This window comes from Mesorhizobium sp. YL-MeA3-2017, assembly GCF_030814575.1.
In the GTDB taxonomy this organism is placed as follows: domain Bacteria; phylum Pseudomonadota; class Alphaproteobacteria; order Rhizobiales; family Rhizobiaceae; genus Mesorhizobium; species Mesorhizobium terrae.
Genome location: NZ_JAUSVH010000001.1, coordinates 5,372,440 through 5,395,483, shown reverse-complemented (window position 1 = coordinate 5,395,483; position 23,044 = coordinate 5,372,440). Strand labels below are relative to the sequence as shown.

23 protein-coding genes are annotated in these 23,044 nt (G+C 64.1%); 9 read left to right on the top strand and 14 right to left on the bottom strand.

Annotated elements, in window-relative coordinates:
• Nucleotides 1–156 precede the first annotated feature (156 nt).
• The 6 genes from QFZ88_RS25565 to QFZ88_RS25540 all read right to left on the bottom strand — a co-directional run bounded on the left by QFZ88_RS25565 (nt 157) and on the right by QFZ88_RS25540 (nt 7,018).
• A complete protein-coding gene (locus QFZ88_RS25565; protein WP_024925258.1) occupies nt 157–1,335 on the bottom strand; it encodes an HlyD family secretion protein in 1,179 nt (392 codons plus the stop codon).
• A complete protein-coding gene (locus QFZ88_RS25560) occupies nt 1,332–1,826 on the bottom strand; it encodes a MarR family winged helix-turn-helix transcriptional regulator (RefSeq protein WP_024925257.1) in 495 nt (164 codons plus the stop codon). The genes QFZ88_RS25565 and QFZ88_RS25560 overlap by 4 nt, the downstream gene beginning before the upstream one ends.
• A gap of 496 nt (nt 1,827–2,322) precedes the next feature.
• Nucleotides 2,323–3,258, bottom strand: a complete 936-nt coding sequence (locus QFZ88_RS25555) for a bifunctional helix-turn-helix transcriptional regulator/GNAT family N-acetyltransferase (protein ID WP_024924894.1) — start codon at nt 3,256–3,258, stop codon at nt 2,323–2,325.
• A 138-nt stretch (nt 3,259–3,396) separates the two neighbouring features.
• A complete protein-coding gene (locus QFZ88_RS25550; RefSeq protein WP_024924893.1) occupies nt 3,397–4,545 on the bottom strand; it encodes an alanine racemase in 1,149 nt (382 codons plus the stop codon).
• Nucleotides 4,545–5,822 (bottom strand): D-arabinono-1,4-lactone oxidase, encoded by a 1,278-nt coding sequence (locus QFZ88_RS25545; protein ID WP_024924892.1) that lies wholly within the window; start codon nt 5,820–5,822, stop codon nt 4,545–4,547. The genes QFZ88_RS25550 and QFZ88_RS25545 overlap by 1 nt, the downstream gene beginning before the upstream one ends.
• A gap of 14 nt (nt 5,823–5,836) precedes the next feature.
• Nucleotides 5,837–7,018 carry an MFS transporter gene (locus QFZ88_RS25540; protein ID WP_024924891.1) on the bottom strand — a complete coding sequence of 394 codons (1,182 nt, stop codon included), beginning with the start codon at nt 7,016–7,018 and terminating at the stop codon, nt 5,837–5,839.
• Nucleotides 7,019–7,177: 159 nt separating this feature from the next.
• Between QFZ88_RS25540 and QFZ88_RS25535 the strand changes: the two genes are divergently transcribed.
• Nucleotides 7,178–7,813 carry a TetR/AcrR family transcriptional regulator gene (locus tag QFZ88_RS25535; protein WP_024924890.1) on the top strand — a complete coding sequence of 212 codons (636 nt, stop codon included), beginning with the start codon at nt 7,178–7,180 and terminating at the stop codon, nt 7,811–7,813.
• Between the two features lie 65 nt (nt 7,814–7,878).
• Here QFZ88_RS25535 and QFZ88_RS25530 read toward each other — a convergent pair whose 3' ends face one another.
• Nucleotides 7,879–9,075, bottom strand: coding sequence for a TCR/Tet family MFS transporter (locus QFZ88_RS25530; protein ID WP_024924889.1), 1,197 nt, complete (start codon nt 9,073–9,075; stop codon nt 7,879–7,881).
• Nucleotides 9,076–9,257: 182 nt separating this feature from the next.
• Between QFZ88_RS25530 and QFZ88_RS25525 the strand changes: the two genes are divergently transcribed.
• The 4 genes from QFZ88_RS25525 (at nt 9,258) to QFZ88_RS25510 (ending at nt 13,390) form a co-directional block, all read left to right on the top strand.
• On the top strand, nt 9,258–9,896 hold the full coding sequence (locus tag QFZ88_RS25525) for a TetR/AcrR family transcriptional regulator (protein WP_024924888.1): 639 nt from the start codon (nt 9,258–9,260) through the stop codon (nt 9,894–9,896).
• Between the two features lie 229 nt (nt 9,897–10,125).
• Entirely contained in the window at nt 10,126–10,422 is a 297-nt protein-coding gene (groES, locus tag QFZ88_RS25520) for a co-chaperone GroES (protein WP_024924887.1), read from the top strand.
• A 60-nt stretch (nt 10,423–10,482) separates the two neighbouring features.
• Nucleotides 10,483–12,135: a chaperonin GroEL gene (gene groL / locus QFZ88_RS25515; RefSeq protein ID WP_024924886.1), complete on the top strand. Its 1,653-nt coding sequence runs from the start codon at nt 10,483–10,485 to the stop codon at nt 12,133–12,135.
• A gap of 346 nt (nt 12,136–12,481) precedes the next feature.
• The gene (locus QFZ88_RS25510; RefSeq protein ID WP_024924885.1) at nt 12,482–13,390 is read left to right on the top strand and encodes an aminoglycoside phosphotransferase family protein; all 909 of its coding nucleotides are present in this window, start codon (nt 12,482–12,484) and stop codon (nt 13,388–13,390) included.
• A 35-nt stretch (nt 13,391–13,425) separates the two neighbouring features.
• Here the strand turns inward: QFZ88_RS25510 and QFZ88_RS25505 are convergent, their stop codons facing one another.
• From QFZ88_RS25505 to QFZ88_RS25475, 7 genes are all read right to left on the bottom strand, one after another.
• On the bottom strand, nt 13,426–14,784 hold the full coding sequence (locus QFZ88_RS25505) for a sensor histidine kinase (protein WP_024924884.1): 1,359 nt from the start codon (nt 14,782–14,784) through the stop codon (nt 13,426–13,428).
• Entirely contained in the window at nt 14,771–15,448 is a 678-nt protein-coding gene (locus tag QFZ88_RS25500; protein WP_024924883.1) for a winged helix-turn-helix domain-containing protein, read from the bottom strand. Before QFZ88_RS25500 ends, QFZ88_RS25505 begins: the two co-directional genes overlap by 14 nt.
• Before the next feature lie 156 nt (nt 15,449–15,604).
• The gene (locus QFZ88_RS25495; protein WP_024924882.1) at nt 15,605–16,396 is read right to left on the bottom strand and encodes a membrane protein; all 792 of its coding nucleotides are present in this window, start codon (nt 16,394–16,396) and stop codon (nt 15,605–15,607) included.
• A 51-nt stretch (nt 16,397–16,447) separates the two neighbouring features.
• Complete coding sequence (locus QFZ88_RS25490) at nt 16,448–16,768, bottom strand: hypothetical protein (protein WP_244431177.1); 321 nt, start codon at nt 16,766–16,768, stop codon at nt 16,448–16,450.
• Between the two features lie 106 nt (nt 16,769–16,874).
• Entirely contained in the window at nt 16,875–17,633 is a 759-nt protein-coding gene (locus QFZ88_RS25485; protein WP_024924880.1) for an SDR family NAD(P)-dependent oxidoreductase, read from the bottom strand.
• Nucleotides 17,634–17,709: 76 nt separating this feature from the next.
• The gene (locus tag QFZ88_RS25480) at nt 17,710–18,837 is read right to left on the bottom strand and encodes a metallophosphoesterase (protein WP_024924879.1); all 1,128 of its coding nucleotides are present in this window, start codon (nt 18,835–18,837) and stop codon (nt 17,710–17,712) included.
• Nucleotides 18,838–18,843: 6 nt separating this feature from the next.
• The gene (locus QFZ88_RS25475) at nt 18,844–19,458 is read right to left on the bottom strand and encodes a TetR/AcrR family transcriptional regulator (protein WP_024924878.1); all 615 of its coding nucleotides are present in this window, start codon (nt 19,456–19,458) and stop codon (nt 18,844–18,846) included.
• Between the two features lie 172 nt (nt 19,459–19,630).
• Here QFZ88_RS25475 and QFZ88_RS25470 point away from each other — a divergent pair, with 172 nt between their 5' ends.
• The 4 genes from QFZ88_RS25470 (at nt 19,631) to QFZ88_RS25455 (ending at nt 23,040) form a co-directional block, all read left to right on the top strand.
• Nucleotides 19,631–20,407, top strand: coding sequence for an NIPSNAP family protein (locus QFZ88_RS25470; protein ID WP_024924877.1), 777 nt, complete (start codon nt 19,631–19,633; stop codon nt 20,405–20,407).
• A 143-nt stretch (nt 20,408–20,550) separates the two neighbouring features.
• Nucleotides 20,551–21,948 (top strand): class II fumarate hydratase, encoded by a 1,398-nt coding sequence (gene fumC, locus QFZ88_RS25465; protein WP_024924876.1) that lies wholly within the window; start codon nt 20,551–20,553, stop codon nt 21,946–21,948.
• Nucleotides 21,949–22,070: 122 nt separating this feature from the next.
• Nucleotides 22,071–22,490, top strand: a complete 420-nt coding sequence (locus tag QFZ88_RS25460) for a DoxX family protein (RefSeq protein ID WP_024924875.1) — start codon at nt 22,071–22,073, stop codon at nt 22,488–22,490.
• A gap of 148 nt (nt 22,491–22,638) precedes the next feature.
• On the top strand, nt 22,639–23,040 hold the full coding sequence (locus QFZ88_RS25455) for a DoxX family protein (RefSeq protein ID WP_024924874.1): 402 nt from the start codon (nt 22,639–22,641) through the stop codon (nt 23,038–23,040).
• The last annotated feature ends 4 nt before the right edge of the window (nt 23,041–23,044 follow it).

Sequence of the window (23,044 nt, the reverse complement as noted above, 5' to 3'; positions counted from 1 at the left end):
GCGCCTGCTTTCGCGCGCCTGCCGCCCGGAAACTCTTGGTGGTGCCGGCGGTCGAGGGATCGGGACGCATAAGCGTCACCACAATCACACGCCGCGCCGGCCCGCCGGCAAACCGATCCTCCTCGTCAAACTGTGGTGCGGCTCGCTTAAGCCGCTTTACTTGGCCTCACCGGCGAAGGCGTGGCCAAACAGGCTGCCGAAACCGCGCGATGCGCCGGTGTCGACGGTGACGGAGGCACTCATGCCGGCACGCAGAGCCAGCTTGGCGTCGCTGTCGTCCAGTTGCAGGCGCACAGGGATGCGCTGCGTGACCTTGACCCAGTTGCCGGTGGCGTTCTGGGCCGGAAGCAGCGAGAACTGCGCGCCGGTGCCGGCGCCGATTGCCTGCACGGTGGCCTTGAAGGTCTTGTCCGGATAGGTGTCGAGCACGATGTCGGCCTTCTGGCCGGGCTTCAAGCGGGTGAGCTGGGTTTCCTTGAAGTTCGCGTCGACCCAGGTGTCGCCGGTCTCGACCAGCGCAAACAGCGGCGTGCCGACGCCCACATACTGGCCGACCTTGAAGGACGCAGCCTTGTAGACGACGCCGTCGTCAGGCGCGCGCACCGTCGCCTGGGTCAGGTCGAAAGCGGCCTTGTCGCGGGCGGCGAGTGCCGCCAACACGGTCGGGTGCTTGTCGGTGGCGATGTCGGGATTGCCGTCCAGCGCGGCCTTGGCACTGTCGATGCCCTGCTGGGCGACGGAAAGCTGCTGCTTGGCCTTGTCCAGATCGTTGCGGGTCTGGTCGAGCGTCGACTGCGGGTTGATGCCCTTCTTCACCAGATCGGCGGCGCGGTCATATTGCGACTGGGCGTAGTCGACCTCGCTGGAGGCGGACCTGGCCTGCGCCTGTGCCTGGTTGTAAGCGGCGCGCAGCTGCTCGACGCCGAGGCGTGCATTGGCAACCGCAGCATCAGCCTGGGCCAGCGCGATCCGGTACGGCTCGGGATCGACGGCGAACAGCACGTCGCCCTTCCTGACGCCCATATTGTCGGCGACGTTCACCTGAACGATGCGGCCGGGAACATTGGCCGCGATCGACAGCGTCGCCTGCTGCAGATTGGCGTTTTCGGTCTCTTCGTAGCGACCGCCGGTCACCCAGTAGTAGCCGCCGGCGGCGACGAGCACGAGCGGCACCGACACCATCAGGATGAAGCGCAGGCCGCGCGACTTCTTCTTCTGCGGCACGGGCGCCGGCTCGATCGGCGGCGCAGCGATCACCGGCTGCGCCGGCGGCGCGGGCTGCTCGATCTCGAGCTTGGTCACTTCACTCTCGTCGATCTTGGACACGGCGTTCATTGGTCTGCACTCTCTAACGTCTTGGCTTCAGTGCCATTGTCAGCGTCTTGGGAGGACGTGATGGTGGTGTTGAGGTTCTCGATGACCTTCTCGAGCCCCTGCATGATTGTCTGCTGATCGGCCTTCGATATTCCAGCGAATGCCTCTTCGGTGACCGTGCCGACGAAACTCTTCACGTAGAGGAAGGCTTCGCGGCCCTGTTCGGTGAGGAACAGCGCGCGCACGCGGCGGTCATTGGCATCGGCCCGGCGTTCGACCCAGCCGCCCTGCTCCATGCGGTCGAGCATGCGGGAAACGCTGATCGGCTCGATTTCCAGATATTCAGCGAGGCGGGCCTGCGTCGTGCCTTCTTCCTTGGCCACCCAGAACAGCAACCGCCATTGAGCGGCGGAAAGATGCGTGTTGATCGCCATCTGTTCCAAACGCTTGCGCAAAAGCCGGCCCACCGTGTGGACCAGGAAGCCGATCGTATGTTCCGTGTTCGAAGACATAAGCATGACATATAATAAGCATGCTTACTATTCAAGCCGATCACGAAAAACGTGAACTGGCAAATCTGCATGACAGCCATGCGCTGGCGCGGGAGCGTCCTGACAAGGGAACATGCGGTCGCAGCATGAGAAAAGGGCCGAACCTGGAGGTTCGACCCTGACAACGAACTCCAGATGGATGGGCTTGGGCGCAGCCAGCTAAGGTCCGTCATTCCCGACCTCGTGAGGGAGTGAAGCGACCGGAGAGTGTCGGGAATCCATGCCAGAACATCTCAACTATAGAGCCTTCCACGATAGGAGGTCGAAGAGCGCGGTGTTCTTTCAGTAGCTGCACCGTTTTCACAGCATATCGGTCACGGCATGGATTCCCGACACTCTCCGCTCCCTGCGGTCGCTGACGAGGTCGGGAATGACGGACGAGAGGCGTCTCGCCGTGCCCTCAGTGCCAATAGGCATGCCCTCAGTGCCAATAAGCCGTGCGCCTGCCCTTACGCGCCTACAGCGTCAGCTCCCAGGTCTGCCCGACCAGATCCTTGCCGAAGGATGTGTGGCGTTCTTCCTTGACCAGCTTGAAGCCGGCGGCCTGATAGATGCGCCGCGCCGCGATGAGAATATCGTTGGTCCATAAGGTCAGCGTCTTGTAGCCGCGGGACCGGGCAAAGGCGATGCATTCGTCGGTCAACCGCTTGCCGATGCCGAGGCCGCGTGCCGACGGCTCGACGTAAAGAAGCCTGAGCTTCGCCACCTCGTCGGACTGATGCACCACGAAGACCGAGCCGACCACCTCGCCGTCGCGCTCCGCCACCCAGGAGCGTTCCGTCTTCGGATCGTAGGACTTCACGAAGGCGGCGAGGATTTCGGCGACAAGCGCCTCGTAGGTTTCGTCCCAGCCATATTCCTGCGCGTAGAGCATACCCTGCCGGCGCGTGATCCAGCCGAGGTCGCCGGTCTGCAGCGGCCGCAATATGTAGGGCACCTTCGGTTCGCCGCCGCCGCCCAGCACGCGCATGATCGTCGCCATCGCCGTCACCAGCGTCTGTCGCCGTTCCGGCGGCAGGCGCTCGAGCAAGGCGCCGATTTCCTTGTTCGAGGCGCTATCCAATTCGGCGAAGGCGCTCCTACCGGCCTCGGTCAGCGCGATGGCCGATTGCCGGGCGTCGTCGGCCTGCGCCTCGCGCAGCACCAGCCCGCGCTCCTCGAATTTCTTCAGCATGCGGCTGAGGTAGCCGGCGTCGAGACCAAGCTCGCGGCCGAGTTCGGCGGCTGTCTGGCCGTTTCGCTGCGCAAGATCGAACAGCACCCGCGCCTCGGTGAGCGAGAACGGGCTTTTCAGCAGCACTTCCTCCAGCAGGCCGATCTGGCGCGTGTAGAAGCGGTTGAAGGCCCGCATGCAGTCGATCTGGTCTTGGCTCGGGTTCGAAAGGGCAAGCATGGCAACCTCGGTGGAGTCTAGCATCACAGGACGGCGCCAACGATATTGTTGACTCAGTCAAATATATGATTGTCGGAAACAACAATCAAGCGATGACGTTCGGCGTCGAGATCTATTGCAAAGGAGCGGGGATGTTCATCAGCCCAACGGCAGCGCCGGCCAGTGCTCGATCACCCGCCCCTCGGAAAAGACTGCGATGGTTCCGAACTGCTGCAGCACGAACTCGGACTGGGTTGGGCGCAGGTAGAAAAAATCGTCCGGCTGGATCGTCGCGCCGTCCGGCAGCGCCATGAACTGCTGGTTGGAGGAAAGGCCGAGCATGGCGTTTTCGGCAGCGCCCTCGGGAAACACCGGCTTTGCCATCCACTTGCCGCCATAGATGTAGCAACCGCGGCGCGGGAAGCGGCCAAGCGCCTGCAAGGCGCGGCCGACGAAGGCCGGGCCGGGCAATTCGGCGTCGACCACTTTCAGAACCGGTGTGGCGATGAAGGCGGCTGGCTGGAAGCCGGCAAGGCTAGGTGTGTCGAAATCGGTCGGCAGCATGAAGGCGGAGCCGACCGACACCTCGTTGGCCAGCGTGTCAGTGCGGTGCAGCAGCGCCGTCTTGGAGCCGCCGATGTTGAGGATCTGCCTCTCGTTCGGCGCCAGACAGGCGACGAAGGCCTGGAACGCGGCGACCGATTTCGTTAGCGCCTGTTCGGGGCCGCCGAACAGGTTTGGAATATGCGGCGCGTGCGCCTCGTAACCCATGATGCCTTCGCAGTGGAGCAGGGGATGCGCGCGCAAGCGCTGCAACGCCCGCGACAGCGCCGCCGGCTCGGAAAAACCGCCGCGATGCAGGCCGATATCGACCTCGAAGGCGATGCGCAGGTCTGAGCCCAGCGCTTCCGCCATGGCCATGTATTGTTCAAGCCGTGCTTCGGTATCGACCAGCCAGCAGACGCGGCTCCAGTCATCGTCGCGAAGCGACAGCGCTTGCCGTGCCGCCTCCACCGGCATCGGCTTGCCGAGCAACAAATCCGCCGTCGGGAAAGCCTTCAGCACCGCCTCGGTGATCGGCAGGTGAAAGGTCATGAAGCGCTCGGCGCCGAGGGCGCTGGCGATGCGTGACAGCAATGGCAGGCAGGCCAGCGACTTGTCGACCAACCGCAGTGCAAGGCCCGGCGCCAGCCTCTGCCGGGTCAGAGCGATGTTGGCGTCCAGCCGGTCGCGGTCGAGCACCAGGCAGGGCTTGAAAAGCCCGGCCTCGCGCAATGCCGCTGTCATGCTCGAAAAATACGCTTCCATCACGCTAGCCCGAACAGGCTCGCCAGATAGGGCGAGACGAAGCGGCCTTGCGGGTCGATGTCGCGGCGAACCTCCATCGCGTCCTTCCAACGCGGATAGAGCGCGGCGAAATCCCTCGCGGTCAGGCTGTGCATCTTGCCCCAATGCGGCCGCCCGCCATATTTGCGGAAGATCGGCTCGGCCGCGCGCATGAAGGGCAACGGGTTGCTGGCGGCATCGTGGTGGATGGCGATCGAGCAGGTCGGCCGCTTGTAGAAGGGGCTGAGCCAGAACTCGTCGGCGGCGACGGACCGCACCTCCATCGGAAAATAGACTTCCGGAAAGCGCTTTTCGGTCAGCTCGATGATCTCGGCCAGCGCCTTCGGCCCCTCCTCGAAGGGCAGATGATATTCCATCTCGTTGAAACGAGTGCGGCGGTCGCTGGCGTAGACGTTCAGCCAATCCTGCACGTAGTCCTCGGCCGGCAGCCTGGCCATCACCGAGCGGATGATGAGGCCGCGCAGCCATGGCGCCCAGGCGAGCACCGTGCGCAGCTTGCGCAGTGTCGCCAGCCCCTCCTCATCCTCCTCCGGCGGCCTTGGGCTGACCGGTTTGTCGGACAGGTCGCTGGCGATGAACTGCGCATGGCCGGAGAACGGGACATAGTAGAATTCGGCCGAACGGTGCGCGCCCATCATCGGCTGGAACTGCGCCAACATATCCTTGATCGGCAGCACCCATTTGCGCCGGTGCAGGCGATAAGTGGCGACGTTCTTCAGCGTCACCTCGGTCAAGATGCCGAAGGCGCCCAAAGCCACACCGGTGGCGTGGATCAGGTCGCGATCCTTCGCCAGCGTCAGTTCGCGCACCGCGCCCTGCCCGTCGACGAACTGCATCGCTTCAAGCTGGGTGTGATAGGCACCGAGCGTGCGGCCCGAACCATGCGTGGCGGTGCCGAGCGCGCCGCCAATCGCCTGCCGGTCGATGTCGCCCATATTGGGCAGGCCCTGGCCGATCTCCTGCAACAGCTTCATCAACGGGCCAAGCCGGGTGCCGGCGCGGATGCGCGCCAGGCTGGCGGCGGGATCGTGCGAGACCAGCCCTTCGAACTTCTCCAGCGACAGCAAGGTGCCGTCGGTTGCGGCCAGCGGCGTGAAGGAATGCCCTGCCCCGACGACACGCAGCGGCCCGAGCGCCGTCTTCACCGCCTCGACGATGCCACCGAGATTGTCTGGGCTCAAAATCTGCTGCGGCGAGGCCGCGACAAAGCCCGACCAGTTCGTCCAACTGTTGGTCATGATGGCCCCCGGTTTCAGGCGACGACGCGGCGGCGCGACAGGGCGACGAACAGGCCAAGCAGCGCCACCGAAGCGACGACGCTGGCGGCGGCGAATTGCGGCACGCCGCGGAAATCCCCTTCCCTGATCAGCAGCGAGGCGGCGACCGGCCCGAACGCCAGGCCGAACAATTGCGCTGCCGGCACCAGGAGCGCAGTCGTGCGTGTCTCGTCCGCGGTGATCGCCAGCCTGATCTGGTAGGGAACGACGAAGAGCAGGATGAAGCCCATCGCCAGAGCGGCGATCCAGAAAGTGGTGAGTGCCGGCCCGCCGGCCAGCACCAGGCAGGCGATCACGGCAACGATGCCGACACCGGTTATGGCGAGGCGATAGTCGATGCGCGCCTCGAACACGGTGGCCGTCATGGCGCCAAGGATCTGAGCGGCGAGGCTCGCCGAAACGATCAGTCCGACCGTGCGGCCGTCGATGCCATATTGCGCGCCGAGCGGCTCGAGAAACGCCCAGACCGAACCGAAGAACATGAAGTAACAGAAGATCGACAGCAGCGCGGTGATCGCGCCGGGCGTCAGCACATTGGCAAAATGCTCTTCCTTGGGCAGGTCCGCATAGTCGTCCGCCACGTTGCGGGCGACGGCGAGCGAAAGCAGGCAAACGACCGCCAGCGTGACGAAACCGCCGCCGGCGCCATAGGCGGGAATGACGACGAGTGCGAGCAGCAGCGCCAGAACGCATTGCGCCAGCGTCTGCAGCGAGACGAAATAGCCGCCGATGCGCTCGGCGCGGCGCGATCGCGCGATCAATTCGGTTGCGACGGCGACAAGGCCACCCTCGGCGAAGCCGGCGACAGCGCGGGCGGCGATCAGCATGTTGGCGCCCGCCGCATAGGCGGTCCACAGATTGGCCAGCGCCAAAAGCAGCAGAAGGACCGCACTTTTCCAGCGCATGTTGCGCGCCGAAAGCGCCATTGCCACCGTGGCCGAGCCGAGGCCGATGGTGATCAGCTCGGCGGTGGCGACCAGCGCCAGTTCATCGCCGGTGACATGGCCTTGCGTGAAAAGAGCACCGAGCAGCACCGGCTGCAGGCCGAGGATGAGCAGGCCGACGGAACCGATCCAGAGCGCCGCGGCAAGCTGCCCGCGCGTTGGATTGCCGACCAGCCAGTCCCCTTGCGAATGCGCGGAATTCTTCGAGTCCACAGGCGCCTCCCAACGTCCGTTGCCTCATTCTGTCGTCGCGCATCGTGCTTTCAGGCGGATGCGTCAAAAGCTGATAATCAATCAGTATCTTGAAAACTGATACTTTATCATCTTTGTTGTCAATGCGAATTCGCCAAGCAGGATGTGGACAGCCGGCATATGAAACAGGCCAAGCGTGCAGAGACCGGTTCTCAGCTCAGGCGACGCCCCAAGCAGGAGCGCAGCCGCGAGCGCATCGACGCGATCCTGGCGACCGCCATGCGGCTGATCGGCGAAAAGGGCATCGACGCCGTCACCATGAAAGAGGTCGGCGCGCTGGCCGGCGGGCCGATCGCCACGGTCTACCACTACTTCCCCAACAAGTCGGCGATCCTGGCCACGCTCTACGAGCGCTTCTCGGAGGTGACGCGGGCGCGGCAACAGGAGATCGTCGCCGGCATCGATGGGCTGGAGAGCATGATCGCGGCTTCCGACCGCATGCTCGACGACTATTTCGAGCGCGTCGCCGGCGATCCCGCCATCCAGGACCTGCAGAACGCCATCCAGGCCGACAAGGCGCTGAAGAACCTCGACATCGCCGAGACGCATCACCAGGCCAGCGTTTTCTGCGATCAGATCATCCGGCTGTTGAAACCCGAACGGCAGGACGAGTTCCGGCGCATGGTGTTCCTGTTCTTCCAACTCGCCGGCGGTGTGGTGCGGCTGGCGCTGACGCAGGACAAGGCCGAGGGACAACGCATGCTCGACGACTACAAATCGATCATCCACTGCCAGTTGCGCGGGTTTTTCGACTAGGTTCGGCTGGCGAAACACAGTTGCCTCCGCGCGACCGGCCACCGGTTTGCGTCTTCCTCCGAAAGCTATGCGTGCGCGGGCTGCACCGGACAAGCTGAACGGGTGCCAAGAAAAACCAGCGGGACCGCGATTGCATAGATGACGACCGCCGACAGCCAGATGGCCCCGGGCCAGGTCTTCTGGACCGCGAAATAGAGCGTGGAGAATGCCAGCGGGCTGATGACGGAGCCCAGGCTGACGGCCGAGGCCAGCACGCCTTGCAATTGGCCCTGGCTCGCCGGGTCGACCTGCCGGGTGGCCAGTGCCTGAAACGCCGGCGCGCCGATGCCGCCGAGGGCGAAGACCGGCATGATGGCGAACACGATCCAGCCCTGTCCCGCGAAGGCCATGGCAACAAGGGCGATGCACGTGCAGGCGATGCCGACGACGACGGCCCAGCGCTCGCCGAGCAGTCTGGTTGCCGGGCCGGGCAAGAATGCCTGCGCCAACGTCTGGCAGATACCGAATGCGCCCAGCGACAGGCCGATCCAGAGGCCGTTCCAGCCGAACGTATCGCTCCCCCACAGCGCCCAGCAGGTGCCGTAGGCTTCTCCCGTCGCGCTCAGGATGAAAAACACCGCGACGATGGGCGCAAGCCCGGTCATCGCGAAGACGCCGCGTAGCGGCTTGAGCGGGTTGAGCGCGGCGAGATCGATCCTGGCACGGGTCGGCGTGCGCGACTCCGGCAGAACGAACAGTGCCAGCAGAAGATTGCAGGCGTTCAGCACGGCGGCGGCGATGAACGGCAGTCGCAGCCAATGGTCGCCAAGCAAACCGCCGAGAACCGGCCCGACGATGAAGCCGATGCCGAACATGGCGTTGAACAGGCCGAAGCGGCGGGCTCGCTCGTCCTCCGGCGAAATATCGGTGATGTAGGCCATGGCCACGGAGACATTGGCGCTGGTCAGGCCGGCGATGGCGCGGCCCAAAAGCAACATCCAGAGATGCGGCGCGAAGGCCATGATGAGATAGTCTATTGCCGCACCGCCGAGCGACATGAGCAGCACGGGGCGCCGGCCCAGCGTGTCGCTCAGAGCGCCGAGCACCGGCGCGAAGATGAACTGCATGAGCGCATAGAGCGCGGTCATGATGCCGATATAGGGTGCGATGTCCTGGCTGTGCGTCACCTCCTCGAGAAGGCGCGGTAGAATGGGGAAGATGAGGCCTATGCCGATGGCGTCGAGGACGATCGCGGCAAAGATAACGGTAAGGGATCTGTTCATGACTGGTCTCAGGGGAGCGGACCGACGGGTCCCGCGTGCTGGAGGCTGTGAGGGTTTGGGATGACGGCCACGGGTCCGGCGGGCCAACCGCCGCAATAGCGACTTGCCAGCCAAGTCGGCGTTTCATATACTGGATATAAATATGTACTCAGTATACTTTCAATTATGCCGACTGGAGTTTCATGTCAACCCCAACCGACCTTCGATCCCGCAAGCGCCTCGCCACGCGACGCGCCATCTCGCTCGTTGCCGACCGTCTCTTTTGGGAACGGGGCTTTGACAATGTGACAGTGGACGAGATCGCGGCGGCGGCCGATGTCGGGCGGATGACTGTGTTCAACCACTTCCCGCGCAAGGAAGACATGTTCTTCGATCGCGACGAAGAGGGCCGCGAGACCGTCCGCGAAGCCTTGCGACAGCGCGATCCGGGTGTTTCGCCGATCGAGACGCTGCGCCGGCTCGCGCACCAGCTGATCGCCGACGGGGCTCCATATGTGGAGTTTTCCGCCAGGAGCCAGCGCTTCATAGAGACGGTCGAAGGCAGCGAAACCCTCAAGGCGCGGGCCAGGGCGATCCGCGACGAGCTCGAACATGTCGTGGCGGCGGCGCTGTCCGAATGTACCGGACAGGAGGCGACCGATGCCGGTGCCCGCCTGGCAGCCGCCCTGCTCCTGGCGACGTGGACCGTGGCTTTCCTCGAAGCCCACCGCACCTTTCGACTAAGGCAAGACACGGAGGAAGCGAAAGCCGCCTTCCTCACCGTTGTCGACAAGGGAGCCGCCGGCCTGAAGGCGGCGATGGCCGGCACGCCCTACGCCTGAGCAATCATTCGCGGCGGCGGCCGGATGCAGGAGATTATCGATCCAACGCCGGCCTCGGCAGCGAAACGCGGATTTCGTGCGGCCAGATGCCGCGCCGCTTCTTGACTCTCCCCTGGGGCAGGATTATTTCAGCGCCACGTTAGCACTCACTCAAGGCGAGTGCTAACCGAAGGTCCGGCTAGACCGGACGGAGGAAATTCTTTCTCACCTTTCGCACCGAGGAAATCAAATGGCAAAGTCGAAGTTCCGCCCGCTTCATGACCGCGTGGTCGTTCGCCGGGTTGAATCCGAAGAAAAGACGGCTGGCGGGATCATCATCCCCGACACCGCCAAGGAAAAGCCGCAGGAAGGCGAAGTCATCGCCGTCGGCTCCGGCGCCCGCGACGAGGCTGGCAAGCTGGTCCCGCTGGATGTCAAGTCTGGCGACCGCGTCCTGTTCGGTAAGTGGTCGGGCACCGAAGTGAAGCTCAATGGCGAAGACCTTCTGATCATGAAGGAATCCGACATCATGGGCATCATCGGCTGATCGGCCGGCTCATCCGCACCATCCAATCTTGATTTCGGGCGCAACGCCCAGGAGTAAAAAATGGCTGCTAAAGACGTAAAATTCTCCCGTGATGCCCGCGAGCGCATGCTGCGCGGCGTCAACATCCTCGCCGACGCGGTGAAGGTGACGCTGGGCCCGAAGGGCCGTAACGTCGTCATCGACAAGTCGTTCGGCGCCCCGCGCATCACCAAGGACGGCGTCACCGTCGCCAAGGAAATCGAACTGGAAGACAAGTTCGAGAACATGGGCGCGCAGCTGGTCCGCGAAGTTGCTTCGAAGACCAACGACATCGCCGGCGACGGCACCACGACCGCGACGGTTCTCGCCCAGGCGATCGTCCAGGAAGGCCACAAGTCGGTTGCCGCCGGCATGAACCCGATGGATCTGAAGCGCGGCATCGATCTGGCCGTTGCTGAAGTCGTCGCTCATCTCGGCAAGGCCGCCAAGAAGATCAAGTCGTCGGACGAAGTCGCCCAGGTTGGCACCATCTCGGCCAATGGCGACGAGTCGGTCGGCAAGATGATCGCGGAAGCGATGCAGAAGGTCGGCAACGAAGGCGTCATCACGGTTGAAGAAGCCAAGACCGCCGAGACCGAGCTGGAAGTCGTCGAAGGCATGCAGTTCGACCGCGGCTACCTGTCGCCCTACTTCATCACCAACCCGGACAAGATGATCGCCGAGCTCGAGGATGCCTACATCCTCCTGCACGAGAAGAAGCTGTCCAACCTGCAGGCGATGCTGCCGGTCCTCGAGGCCGTCGTGCAGACCTCCAAGCCGCTCCTCATCATCTCGGAAGACGTCGAAGGCGAGGCTCTGGCCACGCTGGTCGTCAACAAGCTGCGTGGTGGCCTGAAGATCGCCGCCGTCAAGGCTCCGGGCTTCGGCGACCGCCGCAAGGCCATGCTGGAAGACATCGCCATCCTCACCGGTGGCCAGGTCATCTCGGAAGACCTCGGCATCAAGCTAGAAAGCGTGACGCTGGCCATGCTCGGCCGGGCCAAGAAGGTCCGCATCGAGAAGGAAAACACCACCATCGTCGACGGCGCCGGCAAGAAGGCCGAGATCCAGGGCCGCGTTGCCCAGATCAAGCAGCAGATCGAAGAGACCACTTCGGACTACGACCGCGAGAAGCTCCAGGAGCGTCTGGCGAAGCTGGCTGGCGGCGTTGCCGTCATCCGCGTCGGCGGTGCGACCGAGATCGAAGTCAAGGAAAAGAAGGACCGCGTTGACGACGCGCTGAACGCAACCCGCGCTGCCGTCGAAGAAGGCATCGTGGCTGGCGGCGGCGTTGCCCTGCTGCGCGCCACCCAGGCGATCAAGGCTGCCGGCGTCAACGCCGACCAGGCCGCCGGCATCGCCATCGTCCGTCGCGCTCTGCAGGCTCCGGCCCGCCAGATCGCCTCGAACGCAGGTGCTGAAGCCTCGATCGTCGCGGGCAAGATCCTCGACAACAAGGGCGCGACCTACGGCTACAACGCCCAGACCGGCGAATATGGCGACATGATCGCCATGGGTATCGTCGACCCGGTCAAGGTCGTGCGCACGGCTCTCCAGGACGCTGCTTCGGTTGCCGGCCTGCTGGTCACCACCGAGGCCATGATCGCCGAAGCCCCGAAGAAGGACACCGCCGGCGGCATGCCGGGCGGTATGCCTGGCGGCGGCATGGGCGGCATGGGCGGCATGGACTTCTAAGAAGTCCATAAAGCTCGCCCATGAGCTTATGATGCTCAAGCCCGCAAGCGGGCTTGAGTGGCGGCATGGACTTCTAAGAAGTCCGGCCAACCGGCTGAACTGTTTGGGAAAAGGGCGGCAGCGATGCCGCCCTTTTTTCGTATTCTGCGGCTGAGAGGCTTAGGATGCCTTGGCGAACGGGCCAGGTTGAAAAAATTGACTCTGGCGCGGCGGTGAGGCCTGCCGTTGGATAGATTTTTAACGAAATCCCTCTACGGCTTCACATCTCAGGCAACGTATGGGAAAGGGCGGCAGAAATGCCGCCCTTTCTTCATTTCCAAAGCGCGGCAGGCGCCCGGGAAAATGCATGTCGAACAAAGCTGAAATCACGGTCGAGATCGACACGGCGCTGGTGCGGCGGCTGATCGACACGCAGTTTCCGCAGTGGGCGCATCTGCCGATCCGCAAGGTCGAACCCGGTGGCTGGGACAACCGCACCTTCCTGCTCGGAGAGGCGATGAGCGCCAGGCTGCCGAGTGCGGCGGGTTATGCCGCGCAGGTCACCAACGAACAGCACTGGCTGCCGAGACTAGCGCCGCAACTGCCCCTGCCGATCCCGGTGCCGTTGGCCGAAGGCAGGCCTGGCGAAGGTTATCCCTGGCACTGGTCCATCTATGGCTGGTTGGAGGGCGAGACCGCGACGGACGGGCGCATCGGCGATCCCGCCGAATTCGCGGTCGACCTGGCCGGTTTCCTCGGCGCTCTGCACCGCGCCGATGCCACCGGCGGCCCGCCTGCCGGGCCGCAGAACTTTTTCCGAGGCGGTGCGCTCGCCGTCTATGACGACCAGACCCGCGAGGCAATTCGCCTGCTCGACGGCAGGATCGACACAAAAACCGCGCGCGCCGTGTGGGACGAAGCGCTGTCGACGCAATGGCAGCACCCGCCCGTCTGGGTGCATGGCGACATCGCCTGGGGCAATTTGCTGGTCAAGGACGGCAAGCTCGCGGCCGTTATCGACTTCGGCAGTTCGACTGTCGGCGATCCGGCCTGCGACCTGGCGATCGCCTGGTCGCAATTTGACCGCGACAGCAGGCGTGCCTTCCGCACCGCCCTGCCCCTCGACGCCGGCACCTGGGCACGCGGTCGCGCCTGGGCGCTGTGGAAGGCGATGATCACCGTTTCAGGCCAGATCGCGCGCAGCGCCGAGGAGATCGCGATCTCGGCACGCATCATCGAAACCGTTCTCGACGATTACCGACGCGAGGCCTGTTGAAGCGCGAAAATCGCACGTGGAAGCGCTGATGGCGATCAGCCGGGGAACGTCACCACCGCGGCGAGACCGGGATTGCGTTCCTGCATGGAAACGGACGCACCGTGCAGATCGGCGATAGCCTTGACCAGACTGAGCCCGACCCCGGTCCCCGGGGTCGAGCGGCTTTTGTCCAAGCGGTAGAGACGCTGGAACACCTTGTCATGCTCATGCGGCGGGATGCCGGGGCCATCGTCGACGACCGTCGCCGCGAGCTTTCCGCCGGCCTGGCCGGACAGCGAAACCTCGATGCGGGTGCCGGGCGGCGTGTGCCGAATGGCGTTTTCGACCAGATTGGCGAAAAGCTGCGTCAACAGCTCCCTGTCGCCGGTGACCCAGCCCGTGCTGTCGGTGCCCGTCAAAACGAGCATCTTGCCGTCATCCTCCGCCACATCGGCGTAAATCTCGGCGATCGAGGCGACGATCTCGGCAAGATCCAGCCGCACGAAACGCGCCTTGCGCGCTCCTGCCTCGATCTGCGCGATGCGCAGCAGCGCGTCGAAGGTCTCGTTGATCTGGCTGCTTTCGGCCCTCGCCTCGGCCAGATCGGCCGAAACGTCCTCACGTAACCCCGCCTTCTCCGCTGCACCGTCCAGGATCATGTGCAGACGGTTGAGCGGCGTCTTCAAATCATGGGCGATGTCGCTGCTCACCTGCTTCATGCCTTCGACCAACGAGGAAAGCTGATCGAGTGCCGCGTTGATGCGATTGGAAACCGCGTCGATGTCGTCGTCGCGGCCAAGCTGCGGAATACGCGCCTCGAGCTTGCCCTGCGAAACGGCCACCATGGTCTCGCCGATCACGTCCAGCCGCCGCTGGACGCGCGATGCCAGGAAGGCGCCACCGGCAACCGCCAGACCGGCGACGATGACGGCTGCCCAGGCGAAACTTGCCAGCAGCAGGTGTTCCAGTTCCTCGGTCTCGGAATAGCTTTGGGCGACCGTCAGATTGGTGGAACCGACCCTGGCGGAATAGGCGCGGTAGGGTGCCGTGTCGGGAAAGCCCGGCGTGCCCTCCGGCACGGTGGAGAAACCAGTCGGCAGGTCGACCGCCGAAAGATTGCCGGCGAGACTCTCACCCTGCGCGCCGGTCAGCGAGATCAGCTGGTCGTTGCCTGAATTGCGGCCGGCATGGGCATTCACCGCCGTGATCAGGTCCTCGACATCGCTTTCCCCATAGGTCGCGGCAATGGTCGAATAGGTCTGCCTGACGGCTTCGTCGAGGCGCCTATTCAGGTTCGCGCTCATCGTCTGGTAGACGATGCCGCCCGACAGCAAAAAGGCAAGAATGACGAGCCCCGCGAAAGACAGCGCCAGCCTGAACGGCGTCGAGCGCAGCAGGTTTTCAACGCGGCGCATAAAGGCTGTAGCCGGTGTTGCGCACGGTATGCAGCAGCGGGACCGCAAACGGCCTATCGATCTTGGCGCGCAGGCGGCTGACATGGGTCTCGACCACGCTGGTCTTGGGATCGAAGTGGAAATCCCAGACGCGCTCCAGAAGCATGGTACGGGTGATCACCCTTCCCTCGCTGCGCATCAGCACTTCCAGCAGGCGGAATTCGCGCGGCTGTAATTCGATCGACTGGCCCTGTCGCACCACCTGACGCTTGATCAGGTCCATCTCCAGGTCGGCCACCTTGAGCAGGGTTTTCTGTTCCTGCACTGGTGGACGACGCCCCAGCGCGTTCAGCCGCGCCATCAGTTCGGAAAAGGCAAACGGCTTGACCAGATAGTCGTCCGCGCCGGCTTCCAGGCCTTCGACACGGTCGTCGACACCGCCGACGGAGGTGAGGAAGATGACCGGCGTCATCACGCCGGCGACACGCAGCGATTTCACCACGGAGAGCCCGTCGAGGCCGGGTGTCATACGGTCGACAACGAAGACGTCATAGGCTTCGCGCGTGGCCTGGAACAGCGCGTCGCGCCCATCGGCAAGCTGGTCGCAGACATGGCCGGCCTCGGTCAACCCCTTGACCACGAAAGCCGCCGTCTTCTTATCGTCCTCCAGGACCAGGATGCGCATCAAGTCCAATCCGGTTCGAGTTCACCAGCCTGCGGCGCCGGCCCTCGTTGCGCTTCGCGCGATTGCGGTGCCGTGGCCGGCTACCACATTATTCTAGAGCAAGACATGGCAAAGCAAGGGCACCGAGAAGGCGCCCTTGCTGTCCTATGCCGGATACTAGTCGGCTTCGGTCGCCGCCAGCGCGTCATCGCCCCTCTTCATCAGCGTCATGTAGACGACGATGGCGACGATCGCGGCCAGGAACAGGAAGCTGGTCACGGTGGTGCCGAAACCCAGCCCGCCATAGTCGGTGGGCTGCGACAGCAGATCACCGAAGGAGGCGCCGAGCGGCCGCGTGAAGATGTAGGCCAGCCAGAATGCCAGGATGCCGTTCAGCTTCAGCTTGTAATAGGCGAAGGCCACCGCCGCGATGACGGCACCGAACAGCAAGCCCGTGGTCAGATAGCCGAGCTGGAAGCTCTCGGCGACCAGATCGCCGGCCGAGGTGCCGAGCGCGAAGGTGAACAGGATCGCCAGCCAGTAGAAGATCTCGCGCCTGGTGGTGAAGATGGTGTGGATCGACAAGGTACGCTCGCTGGCCTGCCAGACGGCGAAGGTGGCGGCCAGCAAGACGCTGAACAGGATGGTCGTGGTTTCCAGCCGGACACCGAAATTGTCGACCAGATTGTCGGAGACCAGCGTGCCGACCACGCTGATCATGACGACGGCCAGCCAATAGGCCCAAGGCACGTAGCGCTTCTGCGCGAACTGCAGGAACAGGGCCACGGCCAGCACCGCGGTCATGATGGCCGAGGTGGCGCTGAGCCCAAGCCCGAGATTGATGGCCAGATAATCGGCCGCCGTTTCTCCCATCGTCACCGCCATCAGCTTGATCAGCCAGAACTCGACGGTGACGTCCGGAACCCGATTGACTTGTTGCGAATTGGTCCTGTCCTGCAGTGCAAGCATGGCCTGCATCCTTGTGCCTGAGCCTGTGGGGATATTCGCCGCCGCTGGCGGCTACTTGCCGAGCAGCTTCATCGCCTGACCGAAGAAGTCGTTGGCGCGCTTGTCATCGTCGGCCTTACAGCGTTCGATGCCCTTGGTCTCCAGCTCGTCCAGCTTCGGCTTCACATCGGCCTTGACCTTGGTTGCAGCTTCGGCGGCGCGCAGCGCCTTCAGGCTGTCCTCGCATGGCGTTTCGGCGGCGCGAGCGGCGAACTGGGCGCTGGCGACCGCTGCCGCGCCAAGCGCGGCGATCAAGACGAGCTTCTTCATCAGGTAGACCCCGTTTCTGAGGCCGGCGAAGGCCGGCCTGGCCATCTGCGGCAAGGCGTTCATTCGCCCACCGTCGCGGGATCAGTAGCAACGGCAACTCACCGCCACCTGTCCGTCATCATACGGATCGGTAAGGTTTGCGGGGATGGCAAGCCGGCTGAGGAAAAGATCAGCGTTCCTGGTCGGTCGGCCGGATCAGGATCTCGTTGACGTTGACGCGCGGGTGCTGTGTCACCGCATAGAGCACGGCGGCGGCGATATCCTCCGACTGCATCGGCTCCATCGCCGCCCGGCGCTGTTCGAGACCAGCCTTCATGCCGGGATTGGTGATGTGGTCGCCGAGCTCGGTTTCGACCATGCCGGGCTCGATCACCGTCACCCTGATCCTGTCGGCATAGACTTCGCGCCGCAGCGCCTCGGAAAAACCGACGACGCCGAATTTGGTTGCCGCATAACCGGCGGAACCCGGATTTGCGACCCGGCCCGCGACCGAGGAGACGTTGACGATATGGCCCTTGCTGGCCTTGAGATGCGGCAGCGCTGCCCGCGTCAGTTCCATCAGCGCCACCAGATTGACCTCGACCATCTGCCGCCAGTCTTCCGAGCGCGCTTCGGCAACCGGCGACAAAAGCATCACGCCTGCATTGTTGACGAGAATGTCCAGCCGCTTGCCGCGTGCCAGCACCTCGTTGATCAGGCCCAGCGAACCGTCCGGCCGGGCGACGTCGGCCTCGATGACAAACACCTTGCCGCCGGCTTTTTCGATGCGCGCCGCCAATGCCTGCAGCCTGTCGGCGCGGCGGGCGACGACAGCCACTTCCGCGCCGGCCTCGGCCAATGCATAGGCTGTCGCCTCGCCGATGCCGGATGACGCCCCGGTGACGAGTGCCACCTTGCCGGCGAGAGGACGGGAAACGGAAGTCGTCATGTCGTGTTCTCCTGAAACTCGCCTGCCCAACCCAAACGCAATGTAAGGCCCGGCCGCTGTCCTGACAGGTCCGCGCTCAGCTTTTCCAGTCGCGCGCCAGCGCGTTGGTGAAGACGACTTCGCCATTGTCACCTGAAGCCTCGCCCAACACCACGTCCATGGCGTCGTCCATCACCCGCACCAGCGCGAAACCGCCCATGAAGGCGGCCTTCGGCTTGATGATATCGAGCCCGTCGCGATGATAGATCATCGGCGTCTCGTGCTGATGGCCGTGGAAGACGCCGACGACGTTGTAGCCCTTGAGCACGGCAAGCAGCGCCTGCCGCTCGGTGTCGCTCCACCAGTGCGGCGCGCCGGCGCCTTCGTCGTCGAAGATGGATCTGGCCGGGTCCCAGCGTTCCAGCGAGAAGCTGTCCCAGCCATAGTGCTGGAACAGGACCACTGGCCGGCCGTCGGCAGCATTGGCGGCAAGGTTTTGTTTCAGCCATTCCAGGCTGCCGTCGGCGCCAAAGGCGGCATCGCCGGCGAAACGGTGCGTCTGGACGAGATGCAGCCCACCCCAATCCCACGAATAGCAGTCGGAATCGACGTCGTAGTCATTCGCCGGAACAAGCGGTTTGAAGAAGACGCCGGCGCGATGGTTGAGTTCGACGTAGTCGCGCATCTCGCGCCGGTACCAGTCGGCATGGGGCGGCGGACCGCTCTGGTCGAGATCGTGATTGCCGAGGCCGACATAGACGGGAAAATGCACCCGGTCCGGCCCGAGCCCCTGCTGGTAGCGCTGGCTGAACTGGAGAAGCTGCGTGCCTTCGCTGGGCGATGTCGTCTGGCCGCCACCATCGTCGGTGATGTCGCCGCCGGCGACGATGCCGAGCGGCGCGCCGACCGGTTTGCCGGCCGAGCGCAGGCCGGTGGCGGCACCATTGATCTCGGCTGGCCAGACCTTGTCGGTTATGCCGTTCAGCGCGGTGACGTGACGCAACAATGCCATGTCGGTCTTGCCCTCCGCCTGGCAATTCGGGCTGAGGCCCGAGGCCATGCGGCAGGCATGGATATCGGCAATGAACAGGAAGGTGGCATCGACGGGCGGCGCCTTGGCGGCCTGGGCGAAAGCAGGTCGAGGCAGGGTCGCGCCGGCGGCAGCCATTGCCATGCCGGAGAGCAGGCGACGGCGGGAAAGTTTGGAAGTGAAAATCTTGGTCATGCCGGCTTACTTCTGCATACCACCGCCGGCCTCGTCCAGTTCCTTGGCGCAGAGCCGCAACAGGCTGGAATCCTGCGCCGTTTTGGCCATGGACATGGCGCCGGAGTAAAGCGCCACCGCAGCCGCCGCGAAACGCTCCGGGTCTGTCCCACTCTCCAAGCCCGCCCGCTGATCGGCGCGAACCTTGTCGGCGATCGCCTTGCGCCAGTCGTCAAACACCGTTGCCAGCGCGGCGCGGAAATCCGGATCGGCCAATGACAATTCGTGGGCGAGATTGTTCAGCGGGCAACCGCGCACGAAACCCTGGCGTTCCAGCTCATCCGCGATTGCCACGAAGACCTGCTGCACACCCGAGCGCGCGGAGACGGCGGAACCGACCGGCTCGATCCAGGTGACCCGCACGGCCGCGGCGACACGCTCCTCGATCACCGCCAGCGCAAGCGCCTTCTTGGTCGGGAAATGATGGTGCAGCGCACCGCCGGTCACGCCTGCCGCTGCCATCACGTCGCCAAGGCTGGTGGCGTGGAAACCGCGCGCCTGGAAGGATTCCTCGGCCATGTCGAGCATGCGCCGGCGCATGCCTTCCGGGTCATTGGTGCGTTTCTGGCGGGCTGTCGGCATCGTCGGCGTTGCTTTCGAGAATCGGTCGAGGCCCAGGGACGCATTGGCGGCCATCTCAGGCCGAATGTCAGCAGGCATCCTCGCGAGGAAACTACCATGTTGACAAAACAGGGCAACCGGTTTGTTTATCAAACAGGGCAACCGCCCTGTTTTGCAATTCCGGAGGAATATCGTGAACACCAGCCATTCAGCGACCAGCGCCGTACCGGCCGACCTTCTGCCTGTCATCGAGTTGCGGCAGTACACGCTGGTGCCCGGCCAGCGCGAAACGCTGATCGATATTTTCGACGGCAATTTCGTCGAGCCGCAGGACGCGGCCGGCATGACCGTCATCGGCCAGTTCCGTGATCTCGACCGTCCGGACATGTTCGTGTGGCTGCGCGGTTTCGCGTCGATGGACAGGCGCAGACAGGCGCTGGCCGCTTTCTATGACGGCCCGGTGTGGGCGGCGCACCGCGATGCCGCCAATGCGACAATGATCGATTCCGACAATGTGCTGCTGCTGCGGCCGGCCTGGCCGGGCGCCGGTTTCGCCCCGGCCTTCTGCGAACGAGCAGCGTTGTATCCGCTTGAGACTTCGTTGAAATCGAACAGAAACAACGAGATATCCCCGCTCGTTGCGGCGACGATTCATTATTTGAACCCTGAAAGCGTAGCCGCGTTCGTTGCGCGCTTCAGGAATGAGGCCGCATCCCTCCTCGCGGAACAGGGTGCAACGCCCCTCGCCGCTTTTGTCATCGAGCCGGCCGAGAACAGTTTCCCGCGCCTGCCGGTGCGCATCGGCGAAACCGTCTTCGTGCATCTCAGCCGCTTCGAGAGCATCGACGCCCACGCGCGCGCAGCAGCCGCGCCGTCATGGCGGGATTTCCTTGGCTCTGTTCAACCATACGAAACGAAGCCGGCAGAGCATTTGCGGCTGACGCCTACGTCTCGGTCGCTTCTGCGCTGACGCATGCGGCGGGCGCCCGGAATAGGGCTTCGACGCCCCTTGCGGCTTCAACCGATTTGGTTTGCCGCACCGCGCATTCTTCGCTTGAAGCCCATTGTGCAACGCGATACGCCCTTGCCATCTCAGCAAACCGGAGAGAAGCAGTGAGCGCGCAGAAGACCAGAACCGAAACCGATACGTTCGGCCCGATCGAGGTTGCCGCCGATCGCTATTGGGGTGCGCAGGCGCAGCGTTCGCTGGGCAATTTCAAGATCGGCTGGGAAAAGCAGCCGCTTTCGGTGGTGCGGGCGCTCGGCATCGTCAAGCGCGCGGCGGCGGAAACCAATATGGCGCTCGGCCGCCTCGACCCGGCGCTCGGCAAGGTCATCGTCGAGGCCGCCCAGGAAGTCATCGACGGCAAGCTGAACGAACATTTCCCGCTGGTGGTGTGGCAGACCGGTTCGGGCACGCAATCCAATATGAACGCCAACGAAGTGATCTCCAACCGGGCGATCGAAATGCTCGGCGGTGTCATGGGCTCCAAGAAGCCGGTGCATCCGAACGACCACGTCAATATGAGCCAGTCTTCGAACGACACCTATCCGACGGCCATGCACATCGCCTGCGCCGAGCGCATCGTGCACGACCTTTTGCCGGCACTGAAGCATCTCCATGCCGCGCTCGATGCCAAGGCGAAGGCCTTCGACCACATCGTCAAGATCGGCCGCACCCACACGCAGGATGCAACGCCGCTGACGCTCGGCCAGGAATTCGGCGGTTATGCCGCGCAGGTCGCCTCCTCGATCAAGCGCATCGAACTGACGCTGCCGGGCCTGCAGGAACTGGCGCAGGGCGGCACCGCCGTCGGCACCGGGCTGAACGCGCCGATTGGCTTCGCCGAAAAGGTCGCCGAGAACATCGCCAGGATCACCGGCATCGCCTTCACCTCGGCGCCGAACAAATTCGAGGCGCTGGCCGCGCATGATTCCATGGTGTTCTCGCACGGCGCCATCAACGCCGCCGCCGCCGCCCTGTTCAAGATCGCCAACGACATCCGCTTCCTCGGCTCCGGCCCGCGCTCGGGCCTCGGTGAACTGTCGCTGCCGGAAAACGAGCCGGGCTCCTCGATCATGCCAGGCAAGGTCAATCCGACGCAGTGCGAGGCGCTGACCCAGGTTTGCGTGCAGGTGTTCGGCAACAATGCCGCGCTGACCTTCGCCGGCAGTCAGGGCCATTTCGAGCTCAACGTCTACAACCCGCTGATGGCCTATAACTTCCTGCAATCGGTGCAGTTGCTGTCGGATGCGGCTATCTCCTTCACCGACAATTGCGTGGTCGGCATCGAAGCCCGCGAGGACAACATCAAGGACGCGCTGAATCGCTCACTGATGCTGGTGACGGCGCTGGCGCCGACGATCGGCTACGACAACGCCGCCAAGATCGCCAAGACCGCGCACAAGAACGGCACCACGCTGCGCCAGGAAGCCGTCGGCGGCGGCTATGTCAGCGACGCCGATTTCGACCGCCTGGTGAAGCCGGAGGACATGACGCATCCCGGATGATGGGCGGTGTAGCGCATCTGTGAACGATGTGTTGCCGGTCAGCCCTCTTCAGTGAACGCTGAAGTTTCGCTATCTTTCCATCATCGCGTTCCTGACGAACGCTTGCCATGGAGGGTAGTACCTTGTCCGTCAACACTTCCGCCGCTTCCGGCGTAGCCTCGAATGCTTCCGGCGTCATCCTCGTCGGCCGCATTCTCCTGTCCATCCTGTTCATCCTCGCCGGCTTCGGCAAGCTGACCGCCATTGCCGGCACCGCCGGCTTCTTCGGCAGCCTCGGCCTGCCGGCACCGACGGTCACCGCTGTTATCGTCGGTCTCATCGAGCTGCTCGGCGGCCTGTCGATCCTGGTCGGCTTCAAGACCCGCATCGCCGCGATCGTGCTGGCGCTGTTCACGCTGGGCGCCACCGCTGTCGCCCATCTCGACTTCTCGCAGGCGCTCAACCCGCTGATGCTGCAGAAGAACCTCGCGATCACCGGCGGCTTCCTGCTGCTCGCCATCCTCGGCGCCGGCGCCTACTCGATCGACGGTCGTCGCGGCTGAACCAAACGGTCCTCCCAGACCTGACGAGACGAAGGGCGCGGATGATTTCCGCGCCCTTTTTCGTTGTCGCTTTATCCATGCCTTCGCAGCCGATGCTACATTCGGACCATGGCCGGCATCGGGAAGGCCGCACCGAAGGGAGGACGAAATGCCCAGCGCTATTCCGCTTTTGTTATCCAGGCTGCTTCTGGCCGCCCTCTTCGTTCCCGCCGGACTGCAGACGCTCACCAACATCCCGGGTTCGACCGGCTATTTCGCCGGGCTTGGCCTGCCGATGCCGGCGCTCGCCGCTTGGGGTGTCGGCCTGTTCGAACTGATTGGCGGGCTCGCCATCCTTCTCGGCCTGCAAACGCGGTTTGCTGCGGCGCTGTTTTCGGTGTTCTGCATCGTTGCCGGTTTTCTCGGCCACTACGGCCATGGCGACGGCGACCCGACGCTCACCTTCCTGCACACGCAGATGCTGATGAAGGATATCGCCATTGCCGGCGGCTTCCTCGCCCTGGCGGCGGTCGGTGCCGGTGCATTCTCGATTGACGGCAGGCGCGGCTGAAGCA

Excerpts from the sequence above, each read along its gene's own strand:
- QFZ88_RS25565 (WP_024925258.1), bottom strand. The coding sequence starts at position 1,335 with ATGAACGCCGTGTCCAAGATCGACGAGAGTGAAGTGACCAAGCTCGAG.
- QFZ88_RS25560 (WP_024925257.1), bottom strand. The coding sequence starts at position 1,826 with ATGTCTTCGAACACGGAACATACGATCGGCTTCCTGGTCCACACGGTG.
- QFZ88_RS25555 (WP_024924894.1), bottom strand. The coding sequence starts at position 3,258 with ATGCTTGCCCTTTCGAACCCGAGCCAAGACCAGATCGACTGCATGCGG.
- QFZ88_RS25550 (WP_024924893.1), bottom strand. The coding sequence starts at position 4,545 with ATGGAAGCGTATTTTTCGAGCATGACAGCGGCATTGCGCGAGGCCGGG.
- QFZ88_RS25545 (WP_024924892.1), bottom strand. The coding sequence starts at position 5,822 with ATGACCAACAGTTGGACGAACTGGTCGGGCTTTGTCGCGGCCTCGCCG.
- QFZ88_RS25535 (WP_024924890.1), top strand. The coding sequence starts at position 7,178 with ATGAAACAGGCCAAGCGTGCAGAGACCGGTTCTCAGCTCAGGCGACGC.
- QFZ88_RS25530 (WP_024924889.1), bottom strand. The coding sequence starts at position 9,075 with ATGAACAGATCCCTTACCGTTATCTTTGCCGCGATCGTCCTCGACGCC.
- QFZ88_RS25525 (WP_024924888.1), top strand. The coding sequence starts at position 9,258 with ATGTCAACCCCAACCGACCTTCGATCCCGCAAGCGCCTCGCCACGCGA.
- groES (WP_024924887.1), top strand. The coding sequence starts at position 10,126 with ATGGCAAAGTCGAAGTTCCGCCCGCTTCATGACCGCGTGGTCGTTCGC.
- groL (WP_024924886.1), top strand. The coding sequence starts at position 10,483 with ATGGCTGCTAAAGACGTAAAATTCTCCCGTGATGCCCGCGAGCGCATG.
- QFZ88_RS25510 (WP_024924885.1), top strand. The coding sequence starts at position 12,482 with ATGTCGAACAAAGCTGAAATCACGGTCGAGATCGACACGGCGCTGGTG.
- QFZ88_RS25505 (WP_024924884.1), bottom strand. The coding sequence starts at position 14,784 with ATGCGCCGCGTTGAAAACCTGCTGCGCTCGACGCCGTTCAGGCTGGCG.
- QFZ88_RS25500 (WP_024924883.1), bottom strand. The coding sequence starts at position 15,448 with ATGCGCATCCTGGTCCTGGAGGACGATAAGAAGACGGCGGCTTTCGTG.
- QFZ88_RS25495 (WP_024924882.1), bottom strand. The coding sequence starts at position 16,396 with ATGCTTGCACTGCAGGACAGGACCAATTCGCAACAAGTCAATCGGGTT.
- QFZ88_RS25490 (WP_244431177.1), bottom strand. The coding sequence starts at position 16,768 with ATGAACGCCTTGCCGCAGATGGCCAGGCCGGCCTTCGCCGGCCTCAGA.
- QFZ88_RS25485 (WP_024924880.1), bottom strand. The coding sequence starts at position 17,633 with ATGACGACTTCCGTTTCCCGTCCTCTCGCCGGCAAGGTGGCACTCGTC.
- QFZ88_RS25480 (WP_024924879.1), bottom strand. The coding sequence starts at position 18,837 with ATGACCAAGATTTTCACTTCCAAACTTTCCCGCCGTCGCCTGCTCTCC.
- QFZ88_RS25475 (WP_024924878.1), bottom strand. The coding sequence starts at position 19,458 with ATGCCGACAGCCCGCCAGAAACGCACCAATGACCCGGAAGGCATGCGC.
- QFZ88_RS25455 (WP_024924874.1), top strand. The coding sequence starts at position 22,639 with ATGCCCAGCGCTATTCCGCTTTTGTTATCCAGGCTGCTTCTGGCCGCC.